The 11,828-nt window shown below is 72.7% G+C and carries 16 protein-coding genes and 1 tRNA gene; 8 read left to right on the top strand and 9 right to left on the bottom strand.

Annotated features, from left to right (window positions below):
- Positions 1-3: 3 nt before the first annotated feature.
- Together ACIBBF_RS10990 and ACIBBF_RS10985 are read right to left on the bottom strand one after the other, a co-directional pair.
- On the bottom strand, positions 4-891 hold the full coding sequence (locus ACIBBF_RS10990) for an NAD(P)-dependent oxidoreductase (protein WP_397413159.1): 888 nt from the start codon (positions 889-891) through the stop codon (positions 4-6).
- Complete coding sequence (locus ACIBBF_RS10985; RefSeq protein ID WP_397413157.1) at positions 888-1,796, bottom strand: NAD(P)-dependent oxidoreductase; 909 nt, start codon at positions 1,794-1,796, stop codon at positions 888-890. Before ACIBBF_RS10985 ends, ACIBBF_RS10990 begins: the two co-directional genes overlap by 4 nt.
- 119 nt (positions 1,797-1,915) lie before the next feature.
- Here ACIBBF_RS10985 and ACIBBF_RS10980 point away from each other — a divergent pair, with 119 nt between their 5' ends.
- A complete protein-coding gene (locus ACIBBF_RS10980) occupies positions 1,916-2,296 on the top strand; it encodes a winged helix-turn-helix transcriptional regulator (protein ID WP_397413155.1) in 381 nt (126 codons plus the stop codon).
- A gap of 42 nt (positions 2,297-2,338) precedes the next feature.
- Here ACIBBF_RS10980 and ACIBBF_RS10975 read toward each other — a convergent pair whose 3' ends face one another.
- Positions 2,339-2,746, bottom strand: a complete 408-nt coding sequence (locus tag ACIBBF_RS10975) for a carboxymuconolactone decarboxylase family protein (protein ID WP_397413153.1) — start codon at positions 2,744-2,746, stop codon at positions 2,339-2,341.
- 337 nt (positions 2,747-3,083) lie between these two features.
- Between ACIBBF_RS10975 and ACIBBF_RS10970 the strand changes: the two genes are divergently transcribed.
- On the top strand, positions 3,084-3,626 hold the full coding sequence (locus ACIBBF_RS10970; RefSeq protein ID WP_397413151.1) for an AAA family ATPase: 543 nt from the start codon (positions 3,084-3,086) through the stop codon (positions 3,624-3,626).
- Positions 3,627-3,726: 100 nt separating this feature from the next.
- Positions 3,727-3,924, top strand: coding sequence for a hypothetical protein (locus ACIBBF_RS10965; RefSeq protein ID WP_397413150.1), 198 nt, complete (start codon positions 3,727-3,729; stop codon positions 3,922-3,924).
- Between the two features lie 14 nt (positions 3,925-3,938).
- Here ACIBBF_RS10965 and ACIBBF_RS10960 read toward each other — a convergent pair whose 3' ends face one another.
- A complete protein-coding gene (locus ACIBBF_RS10960) occupies positions 3,939-4,424 on the bottom strand; it encodes a nuclear transport factor 2 family protein (protein WP_397413148.1) in 486 nt (161 codons plus the stop codon).
- Positions 4,425-4,475: 51 nt separating this feature from the next.
- On the opposite strand from ACIBBF_RS10960, the gene ACIBBF_RS10955 reads away from it, so the two are divergent.
- Positions 4,476-5,090 carry a TetR/AcrR family transcriptional regulator gene (locus ACIBBF_RS10955; protein ID WP_397413146.1) on the top strand — a complete coding sequence of 205 codons (615 nt, stop codon included), beginning with the start codon at positions 4,476-4,478 and terminating at the stop codon, positions 5,088-5,090.
- Positions 5,091-5,139: 49 nt separating this feature from the next.
- Here the strand turns inward: ACIBBF_RS10955 and ACIBBF_RS10950 are convergent.
- A tRNA-Ser gene (locus ACIBBF_RS10950) sits at positions 5,140-5,226 on the bottom strand.
- A 188-nt stretch (positions 5,227-5,414) separates the two neighbouring features.
- On the opposite strand from ACIBBF_RS10950, the gene ACIBBF_RS10945 reads away from it, so the two are divergent.
- On the top strand, positions 5,415-6,167 hold the full coding sequence (locus tag ACIBBF_RS10945; RefSeq protein ID WP_397413144.1) for a GntR family transcriptional regulator: 753 nt from the start codon (positions 5,415-5,417) through the stop codon (positions 6,165-6,167).
- A gap of 257 nt (positions 6,168-6,424) precedes the next feature.
- Here the strand turns inward: ACIBBF_RS10945 and ACIBBF_RS10940 are convergent, their stop codons facing one another.
- Complete coding sequence (locus ACIBBF_RS10940) at positions 6,425-6,994, bottom strand: hypothetical protein (RefSeq protein ID WP_397413142.1); 570 nt, start codon at positions 6,992-6,994, stop codon at positions 6,425-6,427.
- A 35-nt stretch (positions 6,995-7,029) separates the two neighbouring features.
- Positions 7,030-7,350, bottom strand: a complete 321-nt coding sequence (locus tag ACIBBF_RS10935) for a hypothetical protein (protein WP_397413140.1) — start codon at positions 7,348-7,350, stop codon at positions 7,030-7,032.
- 175 nt (positions 7,351-7,525) lie between these two features.
- Between ACIBBF_RS10935 and ACIBBF_RS10930 the strand changes: the two genes are divergently transcribed.
- Entirely contained in the window at positions 7,526-8,485 is a 960-nt protein-coding gene (locus ACIBBF_RS10930) for a transglutaminase domain-containing protein (RefSeq protein WP_397413138.1), read from the top strand.
- Here the strand turns inward: ACIBBF_RS10930 and ACIBBF_RS10925 are convergent.
- Positions 8,463-9,353 (bottom strand): Sir2 family NAD-dependent protein deacetylase, encoded by an 891-nt coding sequence (locus tag ACIBBF_RS10925; protein WP_397413136.1) that lies wholly within the window; start codon positions 9,351-9,353, stop codon positions 8,463-8,465. The genes ACIBBF_RS10930 and ACIBBF_RS10925 overlap by 23 nt on opposite strands.
- A gap of 113 nt (positions 9,354-9,466) precedes the next feature.
- Between ACIBBF_RS10925 and ACIBBF_RS10920 the strand changes: the two genes are divergently transcribed.
- The gene (locus ACIBBF_RS10920; RefSeq protein WP_397413135.1) at positions 9,467-10,603 is read left to right on the top strand and encodes an L-histidine N(alpha)-methyltransferase; all 1,137 of its coding nucleotides are present in this window, start codon (positions 9,467-9,469) and stop codon (positions 10,601-10,603) included.
- The gene (locus ACIBBF_RS10915) at positions 10,603-11,238 is read left to right on the top strand and encodes a hypothetical protein (RefSeq protein ID WP_397413133.1); all 636 of its coding nucleotides are present in this window, start codon (positions 10,603-10,605) and stop codon (positions 11,236-11,238) included. Before ACIBBF_RS10920 ends, ACIBBF_RS10915 begins: the two co-directional genes overlap by 1 nt.
- A gap of 17 nt (positions 11,239-11,255) precedes the next feature.
- On the opposite strand, the gene ACIBBF_RS10910 is transcribed toward ACIBBF_RS10915, so the two are convergent.
- On the bottom strand, positions 11,256-11,690 hold the full coding sequence (locus tag ACIBBF_RS10910; protein ID WP_397413476.1) for a nucleoside deaminase: 435 nt from the start codon (positions 11,688-11,690) through the stop codon (positions 11,256-11,258).
- Positions 11,691-11,828: the final 138 nt, after the last annotated feature.

The raw sequence follows: 11,828 nt of genomic DNA, 5'->3' as shown, positions 1-11,828 counted from the left end.
GCCTCAGCCCCGTGTCTCGACCCGCGGCCGCATCGCGTCGATGATCCGGGTCCAGTTGTCGCCGCCGTGGCCGTGCTCGCGCGCCCAGGTGTAGTAGGCCCGCACGGCCTCCGGCAGGGCGCGGTCGACGCCCGCGGCCTCGCTGGTGGCGACGATGTGGTCGGCCGTCGCGCCCATCATCGTGACGGTGCTCAGGTGGCCGGGGTGCTCCCCCGCCTCGAGCTGCGCGCCGGGGTTCTCGCCGGCCTCCAGGATCGCCCCGGTGCCGGCCAGGGTCTGGAGGAGCTCCGGCAGGGCGGCGGTCGGCCGCACGCCCGCGGACTCCAGCAGGGCGGTGGCGTGCATGAGGGCCGCGAGCGCCGTGAGGAACACGTCGAGGTTGGCCTGGTACATGAGCTGCGCCAGCCCCGGGTCCTCGCCGAGGTAGCGGGGTGCGCCGAGCGTGCCGAGCACGTCCCGGTGCGCCTCCAGGAGCCCGGCCGGGCCGCTGTAGTACACGTAGGCGGCGTCGGTGCCCACCATCGGCGCGGGGACCATCACGCCGCCCGTCAGGAAGCGGGCTCCGTGCCCGGTCACCCACGCGGCGCCCTCGCGGGTCCGGTCGGGCGAGTCGGAGCTGAGGTTCACGACGGCGCGGCCCGGCAGGGCGGCCACGGCCGGCCCCAGCACGTCGTACATCGCCGGGTAGTCGGTGAGGCTCAGGATGACGAGCCCGCTCGCGGCGACGGCGTCCTCGGGCGAGTCCGCGAGCCGGGCGCCCGCCGCGACGAGGTCGGCGGCGCGGCTCGGCGTCCGGTTCCAGACGGTGACGGCGTGGCCCTGGGCGAGCAGCGTCCGGGCCATGGCCTGGCCCATGGGGCCCAGGCCGAGGACGGTGACGGTGGTGCTCATCGGGCGGCCTCCGCGGGTTCGGGGGTGGTGGACCGGTCTGCCCGCAGGCTCTCGTAGATGCGGGCGAAGGCCTCGGCGCCGTGCCCGGCGGCGATCTGCCGGGCGATCAGCTCCTGCACGGCCGCGACGGGTGCGGGGTCGACCCCCTGCTCCCGGCTGGCGCGCACGATGTGGCTCAGGTCGGAGAAGTCCAGGCTCTGCTGGCCGGGCACGGTGTAGTCGCCGCCGTCGACCACCGCGGCGTCGTGCGCGAACCCGGCCGTCATGGCGCTGAGGAACGGGGTGGCGCGGGCGGCGAACTCGGTGGCGGTCACACCGACCGAGCCGACCATCGCGGCGCCGTGCAGGAAGCCCGCGAACATCGTGTACATGCCGGAGAGCATGGCCAGGTCGTACAGCGAGGCGAGGCCGCTGTCGGCGCCGTCGTAGGTGCTGGTGGCCCAGCGGTCGAGCACGGGCCGCGCGGTGGCGAACACGTCCGCGGAGCCGCTGTACAGGATCGACGCCTCGGCGGTGCCGATCATGGGCGGGGTGGCCATGATCGCGCCGTCCAGGTAGGCGACGCCGTTCCGCTCGGCCCAGGCGGCGAGCTCGCGGGCCTCGTTCGGCGTGGTGGTCGTGAGGTTCACGAGCGCCGTGCCACGCATGGTGCCGATGACGGGGTCGAGGGTCTCGTGCACGGAGGCGTGGTCGAGCAGGCAGGCGATCACGAGCGGGTGGGCCGTCACGGCGCCGGCGACGTCGGACGGCGCCGCGGCTCCCCGGGCGGCCAGATCGGTGGCGCGGGCCGGGGTGCGGTTCCAGACGGTGGTGGCATGGCCGGCGTCGAGCAGGGTGGCGGCCAGCGCGCTGCCCATGGCGCCCAGGCCGAGCACCGTGACGCCGGTGGCATCGGGTGTGGTCATCGCAGGGTTCTCCTCGGTAGAAGGTGACCCAACCATGCTCCGCGGGCGACGTACCATCGTGGAAGTACCCACTATTTACTGGGGTACTCACCTTTCGGTAAGCCCGATCAGGAGGCCCGATGACGAAGTCACCCCGCACGGGGCCCTACATCTGCGGCATCGATGCCGCCCTCGACGTCGTGAGCGGCAAGTGGAAGGGCCTGATCCTCTGGGAGCTCGACGAGCACGGCGTGCGCCGGTTCGCGGAGCTGCGCCGCGGGCTGCCGGGCGTGAGCGAGAAGATGCTGACCCAGCACCTGCGGGAGATGGAGGCCGACGGGCTCGTGCACCGGCAGGTGCACGCCGAGGTGCCGCCGCGCGTCGAGTACACGCTCACCGAGCACGGCCGCGCCCTCAACGCCGCGCTGGGGCCGCTCGGCGCCTGGGGCGTGGAGCGCATCCGGCGGGAGGGTTCCGGCCTGGTCGAGCACCGCGACGCGGCAGCGCTCCCCCGGCCCTGAGGCGGCTCGGCGGCGCCCGCGCGGGCGCCGCCGGCCGCGCCGTCAGGACAGCGGCATGAGACCGCGCTCGGCGAACACCTTCCGCGCGGCGGCGACGGCGTTCAGGGCGCGCGGGAACCCGCAGTAGACGGAGCTGTGCAGAAAGACCTCGATGATCTGCTCCGGCGTGAGGCCGACGTTGAGCGACGCGTCGATATGCACCTCGAGCTGTGCCTCGCTGCCGCCCATCGCGGTGAGGATGCCGAGGGTCACGAGCTGCCGCTGCTGCGGCTCCAACCCGGGCCTGGAGATGATGTCGCCGTACCCCCACGCGACGATCTGGTGCCCGAGCTCGGGGGCGATGTCGGCCAGCGAGTCGATGACTCCGTGGCCGGCGTCGTCGTGGATGGCATCGAGGGCCGCCATGCCGGACGCGAACCTCTCCGCGCGCGTCGCCGCGTTTTCGGACATCGTTCTTCTCCTTCTGAGCTGCCGTCAGGGGTGCACTGGCTCGATCGGTGACACAGGAGCGAGCGCCGGTGGGCGCGACACCAGTCCAGCCCATGCGTGGGGCCCAGCGCAAGACAACGATGCAGGTCAACCGAGATTTCTCCCGGCGGAATCAGGGTGGGGACGGGGCGTCGGGCAGCTCGGGCGAAATTCGCTGCGGCGGGGACGGCGGGCGCGCCTAGCCTTGCGGCGTGACCACCACCTGGGCGACGGCGGCCACAACCCCAACCACACCGGGGTGCTGCTGCCGGACGCATTGCGCTGGCTCTTCCGATAGGCCGTCGGCTACGTTCGCGCGGTGCGCAGGGTGTCGGTGGTCGGAGCGTCCGGGTCGGGCAAGTCCACGTTCGCGCGGCGCCTCGCGGAACGCCTCGACGTCCGGCACGTGGAGCTCGACGCGCTCTACTGGGGACCGGGCTGGACCCCTCGGCCCCAGGAGGACTTCGTGCGGGACGCCGAGCGCGCCGTGGCCGGGGAAGCCTGGGTGGTCGACGGCAACTACTCCGTGCTCCAGCAGGCGGTCTGGGCCCGAGCCGACACGGTGGTCTGGATCGATCCCCCGGCTCCGGTCGTGCTCGCGCAGGTCTACCGGCGATCGTTCCGGCTCGCGGCGGAGCAGACCGAGCTGTGGCCGGGGACCGGCAACCGCCAGCCCTGGCACGACGTGGTGCGTCCCTGGGCGAGCGACTCGATCGTGCGGTGGTCGTGGACGCAGCTCCGGCGGCATCCTGAGCGGTACGGGGCGGCGATGACCGATCCCGCGAACGCCCACCTGACGTTCCACCGGCTGCGGTCGCGGCGGGCAGCCGACGGGTTCCTCGTCCAGGTGGCGGGGCACTGACCTGGTGAGGGCACAGGAGGACCAGTTACCCAGCAATCTGCTCGGGTGATCCTTCCGAAGTCCCGGGATGAGCCCGCCTCCGAGCCATAGGATCCGTGCCGTGCCGCCTGACTCACCTGACGACCGGCCTCCGGAGCCCCGCCATCTGCGCCGGCTCGGCGACCCGGTGCCCGGGACGACGGGAGCCCAGGTCTGGGACGTGCTGCGTGCCGAGGTGCGCGACCTCGTCGCCTTGGGCGCCGCGCTCCGAGACCTCGGGCAGCTGCTCGCGCGCCAGGTCATGCGTCGGCGCGACTGACGTCCCGGTGGGGCCTACCCCGCGAGCGCCGTCTGGAAGATGCCGAAGTTGCCTGTCATCCACAGTGCCGTCAGCTTGAGACCGGCGATGCGCCACCCGTCCGGCGTCCGCTCGAACCGATTGGTGTAGTAGCCGTACACGGTCTGGTCGCTGTCGCCCGTGCTGTTCGGCAGGTGGTGGCTGGCCCGGACGTAGGCGACGCAGGTGGCGTGGTCGTCGTCGTCGAAGGTGACGACGTGGTTCGTGATCATGTGCTGCGTCGCGGTGAAGGACTCCATCCGCGGTGCGGTCATCGCGACCCAGTCGTCGGCTGCGAGGCGGACGGCGGGCTGCCCGAACCCTGCGCTGAAGTCGACGTCCACCTCGTCGGCGAAGCAGCTCCGGAAGAGCGCCCAGTCGCGGGAGTCGGTGCCGGTGGCGTACCGGAGCTGGACGTCGCTGATCTCGGTGCGGTCCAGGAGACGGAGCAGGACCTTGTCGGTTTCATGTGACAGTGTCATGTCAACTACGATGCGCCCATTCATGTGACACTGTCAAGTAGGGTGGATCGCGTGGTGACCCGAACCGAGACCGCCGCCGCGACCCGGCGAGCACTGGTCCGCGCCGCGGCCGAGCTGCTCGACGAGGGCGGCCCGGACGCCGTGACCCTGCGCGCCGTGGGCGCCCGCGCCGGCGTCTCGCGCGGCGCGCCCTACGGGCACTTCGCAAACAAGGAGCACCTGCTCACCCAGCTCGCGATCGACGCCTGGGGCGCACTCGCGGACCAGGTGCGAAAGCTGCGGGACGACGAGGGAAGCACGCCGGCCGAACGCCTCGAGCGGGCGCTGCTGGCCCTCATCGAGGTCGGACGGCGACGCCCCCACCGCTACGCTCTGATGTTCAGCACCCCCGCTGACGACGCCGAGTCATCGGCGGCGGCGAGCCGCCTGGAGGACGAGTTCCTCACCATCGTGGCCGACGTCGTGGGCGAACCCGACGCGCTCCGCTACGGCGCCCTACTGATGTCGAGCGCGCACGGGATCGCGGGGCTGGAGCTCAGCGGGCACCTGGCCACGGAGAAGTGGCAGGTCGACGGGGAGGAGCTGGTGCGGATGCTGGTGGACGGGGTCACGAGGGCCGCTGGACAGGCCGGCGGGTCAAGCACTGGGAACCCGGCCGGCGCATGACGAAGGCCCCCAGATCCGCAGAGTGACGCGGTTGGGGGCCTTCAGGGTGCGGTAGCGGTGGGATTTGAACCCACGGTGGACTTTCACCCACACACGCTTTCGAGGCGTGCTCCTTAGGCCGCTCGGACACGCTACCTTTGCCCACCGCATCAGCAGCGGGCCGTAGCAGGATACCCGGTCGGACCCCGGTTCCACGAATCGGTTGCCGTGCCGTGGCACACGTCGCGTCAGATCGGCGGTTGTCCTACGAAACGGCGGGCCACGCCCGGCGTCCTCGGCCCGACCGTAGAGCACCTCCGACGGTCGCGACCGTAGAGTGGGTACATGGCGACGACCGCTGACGCAGAACCCGGCTCCGCCACCGCGGACACCGCCGCGACGGACTCTGCCGCGGCCACCGGCCACACCGAGACCGCCGAGGCCAAGGCCGGAGATCTCGTCGAGCGCACGGCCGCTGCGATCCGTACCTGGATCATCACCGGCACGGCCCGCCCCGGGGAACGGCTCTCGGAGAAGTCCGTGGCCGAGACCCTCGCGGTCTCGCGGAACACCCTCCGCGAGGCCTTCCGGGTGCTCACCTACGAGAACCTGCTGGTGCGACGCCCGCACGCCGGCGTCATGGTCGCCGTCCCGACGCTCGCCTCGATCCTCGACATCTACCGCGTGCGCCGCATGGTCGAGGGGCAGGCCCTGCGCGACGCCCTGCCCGGGCATCCGGCGACGGCGATCATGCGCGACGCCGTCGAGACCGCCGAGCGGGCCCGTGACGCGCAGGACTGGCGCGCGGCGGGCACCGCCAACATGGAGTTCCACCGCGGCATCGTCGCGCTCTGCGACAGCGAGCACCTCGACCGGCTCTACGCGACGGTCTCGGCGGAGCTGCGCCTCGCGTTCGGCCTGCTCGCGAACCCGGAGTACCTGCACGCTCCCTACGTGGCCCGCAACGCGCGGATCCTGGAGATGACTCTCACCGGCGACAGCGCGGCGGCAGCCGCCGAGCTGGACGACTATCTCGTGCAGTCCGAGCGGACGGTCGCGGCGGCGTACTCCCGGCGGACGCCGCCGGAATCCGCCTGACCACGACACTCGGAGCCCGGACCGACCCGGCCGATCCCACCCCGTCCGGCCACCACGCCCGGCCACCACGCCCGGCCACCACGCCCGGCCACTCCGCCGGTGTGCCTCGACCGGCCGGCCAGGACGACGCGACTCGACCCGGATCGGTGTGCCTCGCGCAGGCGTGACACTCTCGGTAGACAACGTCTACTGCCAGCAACACACCCTCGCGGGGCCACCTCACCCCGGAGCGGTGACCGCCGAAGGCGCGCGGATCCTCACCGCACCGGCAGCACCCGCAGCAGCTCGTCGAGCTGCGACCGCGTGGTTGCCACGTACCCGCCACGCACCCGCATCGCCGCGTCCCACACCTCCCGCTCCCCCGCCGACTGCCGCTCCAGCACGCTCATGTTCTCGGTGAGGTCGAGGCGCCGGTTGAACCCCTGGACGGTGTCGCGCCATCGGTGCAGCCCGGTGACCAGATCGGTGTCCCGGCGCCGGTCGAGCGCGCCGGAGACGAGCGCGGCGTCGACGGCGGACACCGCGAGGCGCGCGAACACCGCGCGGGGCCGGTCGTCGGCGGTCCGGGCGAACTCGTTGTCCGCGAGCACCGCCCGGTTCCGCTCCAGCTCGCGCCGCACCGCGGCGAGCACCTGGGCGTGCCGCTCCGCCTCGCTGCTCAGCCGCTCGACGACGAGGCCCGTCATGCCCGCCACCAGGGTCAGCGAGTTGACGGCAGGCTCCCACCGGGGCTCCCCGGGGAGCACGAACCAGAGCACGCCGAGCACGAAAGCCGTGGCGAGCAGCCCGTAGGTGACCGTGGCGACGGCGGTGCGTGCGGCAGTCACGTGCCGCTCCACCAGCCAGCCCGGTCCCCGCACGGTCAGGCCCAGATGGTGAACGGCCGCTCGTCCACCCGGCGCCCTGCCACGCCCGGCGGACCCACCACGTAGACACGGTCACCCGGGCGCAGGGCCGCGAGGACGCGGTCGAGCGCGACCACGGCATCGTCGGGATCGTCGACCATCAGGTCGAGGCGCAGGGAGAGGATCCCGGCGCGCACCGCGAGCCGGGTCCGGTCGGCCGTCCCGGTGTCGCCGTCGGCGCCGCCTGACCGCGGCCTGCGGCGGATCCGCGGCACCGCCCGGACCAGGAGGCCGAGCCGACGCCGCACGGGCCACTGATGCGCTGTCGTCTTTGCCATGGCGGTCATCCTCCGGCGCGGGCGGGCAGTTCTCGCTGCACGACCAGAGTAGCGACGTCCTACATAAGTATCTAGGTTGTCCGACAATCTCGCCTCGCCGCGACGACGGTGGCCGGGACTGTCGCCCGCCCGTGCCGGAGAGGTAGTGTGCCGACACCGCCGAGGGAGGACACCGATGCCCGCACCCACGCTCTTCGACTACACGGACCACAGTCCGTACTCGAACCCCGGAAACCACGCCGGCTACTTCGCCGAGCTGAGCACCGACCCGGAGGCGCTGCACCGCTTCGCCTGCACCGCCGTCGTGCACTACCGCGCCGGCGGGCCGGCGCTGACCGAGGCGCAGAAGGCCGACCCGGACCGCCGCTGGCTCTCCTCGATCCTGGACGCCGCCGAGTCGCGCGCGCCGCTCGACGGGCCGCGCACGCAGGCACAGCAGGTCGCCGGATGCTGCCGCGACCACACGCTGCTCACCCTGGGCGTGCTGCGCACGCACGACGTGCCGGCCCGGTCCCGGATCGGGTTCGCCACGTACTTCACGCCCGGCTGGCACGCCGACCACGTGGTGGGCGAGCGCTGGGACGGCAGCCGGTGGGTGCGCTACGACCCCGAGCTCGACCAGGCGGACTTCGACTTCGACGTGCACGACATGCCGACCGGACCCGCCTCCCCGTTCGTCACGGCGGCCGAGGCGTGGCTCGCGATCCGCGCCGGCACGGCCGACCCGGCGACGTTCGGCGTCGGACCGGACCTGCCGGAGGACGTGCGCGGCCGCGACTTCGTGCGGTCCTACGTGCTGTACGAGGTGGCGCACCGGCACCGCGACGAGCTGCTGCTCTGGGACCTGTGGGGACCTCAGCTCGGCACGCGGTTCGTCCGCGAGGCCGCGGGCGGGCAGGCGGCGGCGTGGGTCCGCGACGCGGGTCTACCCGGTGCCGACATGTCCGACGCCGAGTTCGACGCCGTCGCCGACGAGCTGGCCTACCTGCTCGTCGCCGCCGACGCCGGGGACGGCGAGGCGGCCGACCAGCTCGCCGAGCTCTACCGCGAGGACGCCCGCCTGCACCCCGGTGAGCGCGTGCTGACGCTCTCCCCGACAGGCCACGGCGGCGTCACCGACCTGGCGGCCCGCTGAGGCGCCGCGCCAGCTCCTGCAGGACGTCGCTCGTACCCGCGTCGATCTTCACCGTCGCGTACTTGTCGCCGCGGGTGATGCCGCGGTTCACGATCACCACCGGCTTGTCCGCCTCGGCGGCGTGCCGCACGAACCGCAGACCGCTCATCACGGTGAGCGACGACCCGGCGACCAGGATCGCGTCGGCGGAGTCCACCAGCGCGTACGCGCGCTCGACGCGCTCGCGCGGCACGTTCTCGCCGAAGTAGACGATCTCGGGCTTGAGCACGCCCCCGCAGAACTCGCAGGGCGCGGGCCGGAAGTGGGCGGTCGACTCGATGACGGCGTCGGCGTCGGGCGCGATCTCGATGTCCGCGACCTCGCCCACGGACTCCAGGAAGCCCGGGTTCAGCGCGTCGAGCCGTTCGGCGAGGTGGGCTCGCGAGATGACCCGCCCGCAGGACAGGCAGATCACCCGGTCGTAACGTCCGTGCAGGTCGATGACGTTGCGGGAGCCGGCGTCCTCGTGCAGCAGGTCCACGTTCTGCGTGATGATCCCGGCGAGGACGCCCCGCTCCTCCAGGGTGACCAGCGCGCGGTGCCCGGCGTTCGGCAGCGACCGGTTCACGTGCGTCCAGCCCACGTGGTTGCGGGCCCAGTAGTGCCGGCGGAACTCCTCGTCGCCCACGAACTGCTGGTAGGTCATGGGGTTGCGCGGCGGGGAGTCGGGACCGCGGTAGTCGGGGATGCCGGAGTCGGTCGAGACCCCGGCACCCGTGAGCGCGGCGACGCGGAGGCCGGTCAGCACCTCCACGGCGTCGTCCACGGTGGTGCGGGCCACCTCGACGGCCTGCGGCTCCCAGGTGGTGGGACGGGCTTGAGGAAACACCCTCCGAGGGTATGCCCCCGGCACCCGGCCGCACGCCCTCTGTGTTCCATTTCGCACCGGGCCGCGGCCCGCTAGCCTGGGGCCCGGCGTGCACAGCGGCATGAGGGGACGGCGTGGGCGACTCGGCAATCGCAAGGATCGACAGCACCCTGGCGGGTGACGACTTCGGCTGGTCGGTGACCCTCGTGGGCGAGGACCAGTCGGACAAGCTCGCCACGCTGGCACAGCACCTCGACGACGGTCACTCCACGTCGGGTGACGGCAAGCGGGTCCCCTCCGGCTACGCCTACTGGGGCATCGGGCCGACCATCGCCTGGTTCAACGCGTCGAACGACCCGACCTACATGGTCATCAAGGTCGGCACCGAAATGTTCCGCCGGCAGTGGCGCAGCATCTCGCCCCTCGTCACCGACGAGTGCGTGCACCTGGTCAGCCTGGGCGTCGGCACGGGCGCCAAGGACGGGATGTTCCTGGAGACCATGCACCGGGCCCACCCGTCCATGCTCTACGTCCCCGTGGACATGAGCGCCGAGATGCTCCGCACGGGTTCGCGCACCGCGGTCCGCGACGCGCACTTCCCCCTGGACCGCTCCCTGGGCCTGCAGATCGACCTGTCCCTGGACGGCAACCTCGAGGAGCTCAAGCTGTTCCTCGACCGCCTGGTCGGCGACGAGGCGATCCTCTACTCGCTGGTCGGCAACACGGTGGCCAACTTCGACGACGACCAGGAGTTCCTCAACGGCGTGGCCCGGGTGCTGCGCCCGCAGGACCGGATGCTCGTCGAGTTCGCCACGACGGAGGACCTGACGGCGACGGCCGTGCGGGCGGCGGAGGCCGAGTACCGGCAGACCCGCGGGTTCGTCGAGTTCGTGGCGAGCGCGGTGCGGTACAACACCGACCTCCGGATCGACCTCGACCAGATCCGGTTCGCCGGCTCCGTCGAGGACGACAGCATCCTGCTGCGGGTGTACTGGCAGAACGCGAGCGGCGAGGAGATCCGGATGCTGATCCCGGGCAGCCGCCCCATCCACCTCGCACCGCAGGACACCATCCGGCTGTACACGACCCGCAAGTACACGACCGAGCGCATCGACCAGCTCGTCGCGGGCGCGGGACTGCGCGCCACGCACGTCCAGCGGGAACGGTTCCGGCACACGCAGCGGCCCAGCCCGTTCGGCCTGGAGCTGCGCCTCCTGGCCCACGACGAGTCGGCGCCCGCCAAGCTGCCGGCCTTCGACGTGTGGAAGTGATGCGGCAGCGGCTGCGTCTGCTGCGCCGCCGGGTCGTGGCGACCTGGACGAGCCGCCGCTGGGCACGACGCCGCAGGGTCACGGTCGCCGTGGTCACCTACGCGCTGCTGGGCGTCGCCTTCGTGCTGGGGATCCTCTGGATACTGGGCATCGGTCCCGAGTGGGAGCCCTGGGTCAACTCCCTGACCCTGCTCGCGGGTGTCACCGGGCTCGTCGTCGAGCGGCAGAACGCCGAGACCGAACGCCGCTCGGAGGTGGTGGGCTCGGTGGGCTTCGAGCTGCAGCAGAACCGTGCCGTCGTCGAGCGCCGGCTCGCCGGGCTGCGCACCGGCGGTGCACGGGCCCTGTCCGTGAGCCCGCGCCTGGCCCTGTCCGCCGTCGACGCCGCGCTCGCCTCGGGGGTGCTGTCCCGGTCGCCCGACCGCGCGCTCGTGGAGAAGCTGCACCGCTGGCGCGAACACGTGCAGGGCTACAACTGGCGGCGCGACCTCACCGAGTTCGAGCTCATGCTCATCAAGCACCAGGACGCCGACGACGCCGGCTCGGCCATGTCGAGCCTCGCCAACGAGCGGCTGTACCTGCTGCGGCTGCGGACGCTGCTGGACCAGCTCCACGCGGCCCTGCCCCAGGTCTGACCGGGCGGGCCCGCCAGTCAGCGGCGCCGGGCCTCGAAGAACTCGCGCAGCAGCAGGCCGCACTCGTCCGCACGGACGCCCCCGAGCACCTCGACCTCGTGCAGCGCCCGCTGGTCCCGCACCAGGTCCCACACGGAGCCGGTCGCACCGGCCTTCGGGTCCCAGGCCCCGAGCACGAGGCGTCGCACCCGGGCCTGCACGAGCGCGCCCGCGCACATCGGGCACGGCTCCAGCGTCACCACGAGCGTGCAGCCGGTCAGCCGCCACTCGCCGCGCGCCCGGGCCGCGGCCCGCATCGCGAGCACCTCGGCGTGCGCGGTCGGGTCGCCCGTGGCCTCCCGCTCGTTGTGCCCGACGCCGATCGTGCGCCCCGACTCGTCGAGCAGCAGAGCGCCGACCGGCACGTCGCCGGTGCCGAGGGCGCGGCGTGCCTCGTCGAGCGCGGTACCCATCAGGCGCTCCCAGTACGCGCGCCGCTCGGCGACGCTCATCCCCGCGGTGTCAGACACACAGGTCACCCTAGTGACCCGCACGTCCGACAACGCGTCGGCAGGTGTGGGGCTCGCTACGTTCCGGGGTTTCGCGCCGTG

The sequence above is a fragment of the Promicromonospora sp. NPDC050880 genome (assembly GCF_044456525.1).
Lineage (GTDB): Bacteria > Actinomycetota > Actinomycetes > Actinomycetales > Cellulomonadaceae > Promicromonospora.
This window is presented reverse-complemented; position numbering and strand designations above follow the sequence as displayed.

Coding starts and splice junctions, on each gene's coding strand:
- ACIBBF_RS10990 (WP_397413159.1), bottom strand. CDS start 891: ATGAGCACCACCGTCACCGTCCTCGGCCTGGGCCCCATGGGCCAGGCC.
- ACIBBF_RS10985 (WP_397413157.1), bottom strand. CDS start 1,796: ATGACCACACCCGATGCCACCGGCGTCACGGTGCTCGGCCTGGGCGCC.
- ACIBBF_RS10980 (WP_397413155.1), top strand. CDS start 1,916: ATGACGAAGTCACCCCGCACGGGGCCCTACATCTGCGGCATCGATGCC.
- ACIBBF_RS10975 (WP_397413153.1), bottom strand. CDS start 2,746: ATGTCCGAAAACGCGGCGACGCGCGCGGAGAGGTTCGCGTCCGGCATG.
- ACIBBF_RS10960 (WP_397413148.1), bottom strand. CDS start 4,424: ATGACACTGTCACATGAAACCGACAAGGTCCTGCTCCGTCTCCTGGAC.
- ACIBBF_RS10945 (WP_397413144.1), top strand. CDS start 5,415: ATGGCGACGACCGCTGACGCAGAACCCGGCTCCGCCACCGCGGACACC.
- ACIBBF_RS10935 (WP_397413140.1), bottom strand. CDS start 7,350: ATGGCAAAGACGACAGCGCATCAGTGGCCCGTGCGGCGTCGGCTCGGC.
- ACIBBF_RS10930 (WP_397413138.1), top strand. CDS start 7,526: ATGCCCGCACCCACGCTCTTCGACTACACGGACCACAGTCCGTACTCG.
- ACIBBF_RS10915 (WP_397413133.1), top strand. CDS start 10,603: ATGCGGCAGCGGCTGCGTCTGCTGCGCCGCCGGGTCGTGGCGACCTGG.
- ACIBBF_RS10910 (WP_397413476.1), bottom strand. CDS start 11,690: ATGGGTACCGCGCTCGACGAGGCACGCCGCGCCCTCGGCACCGGCGAC.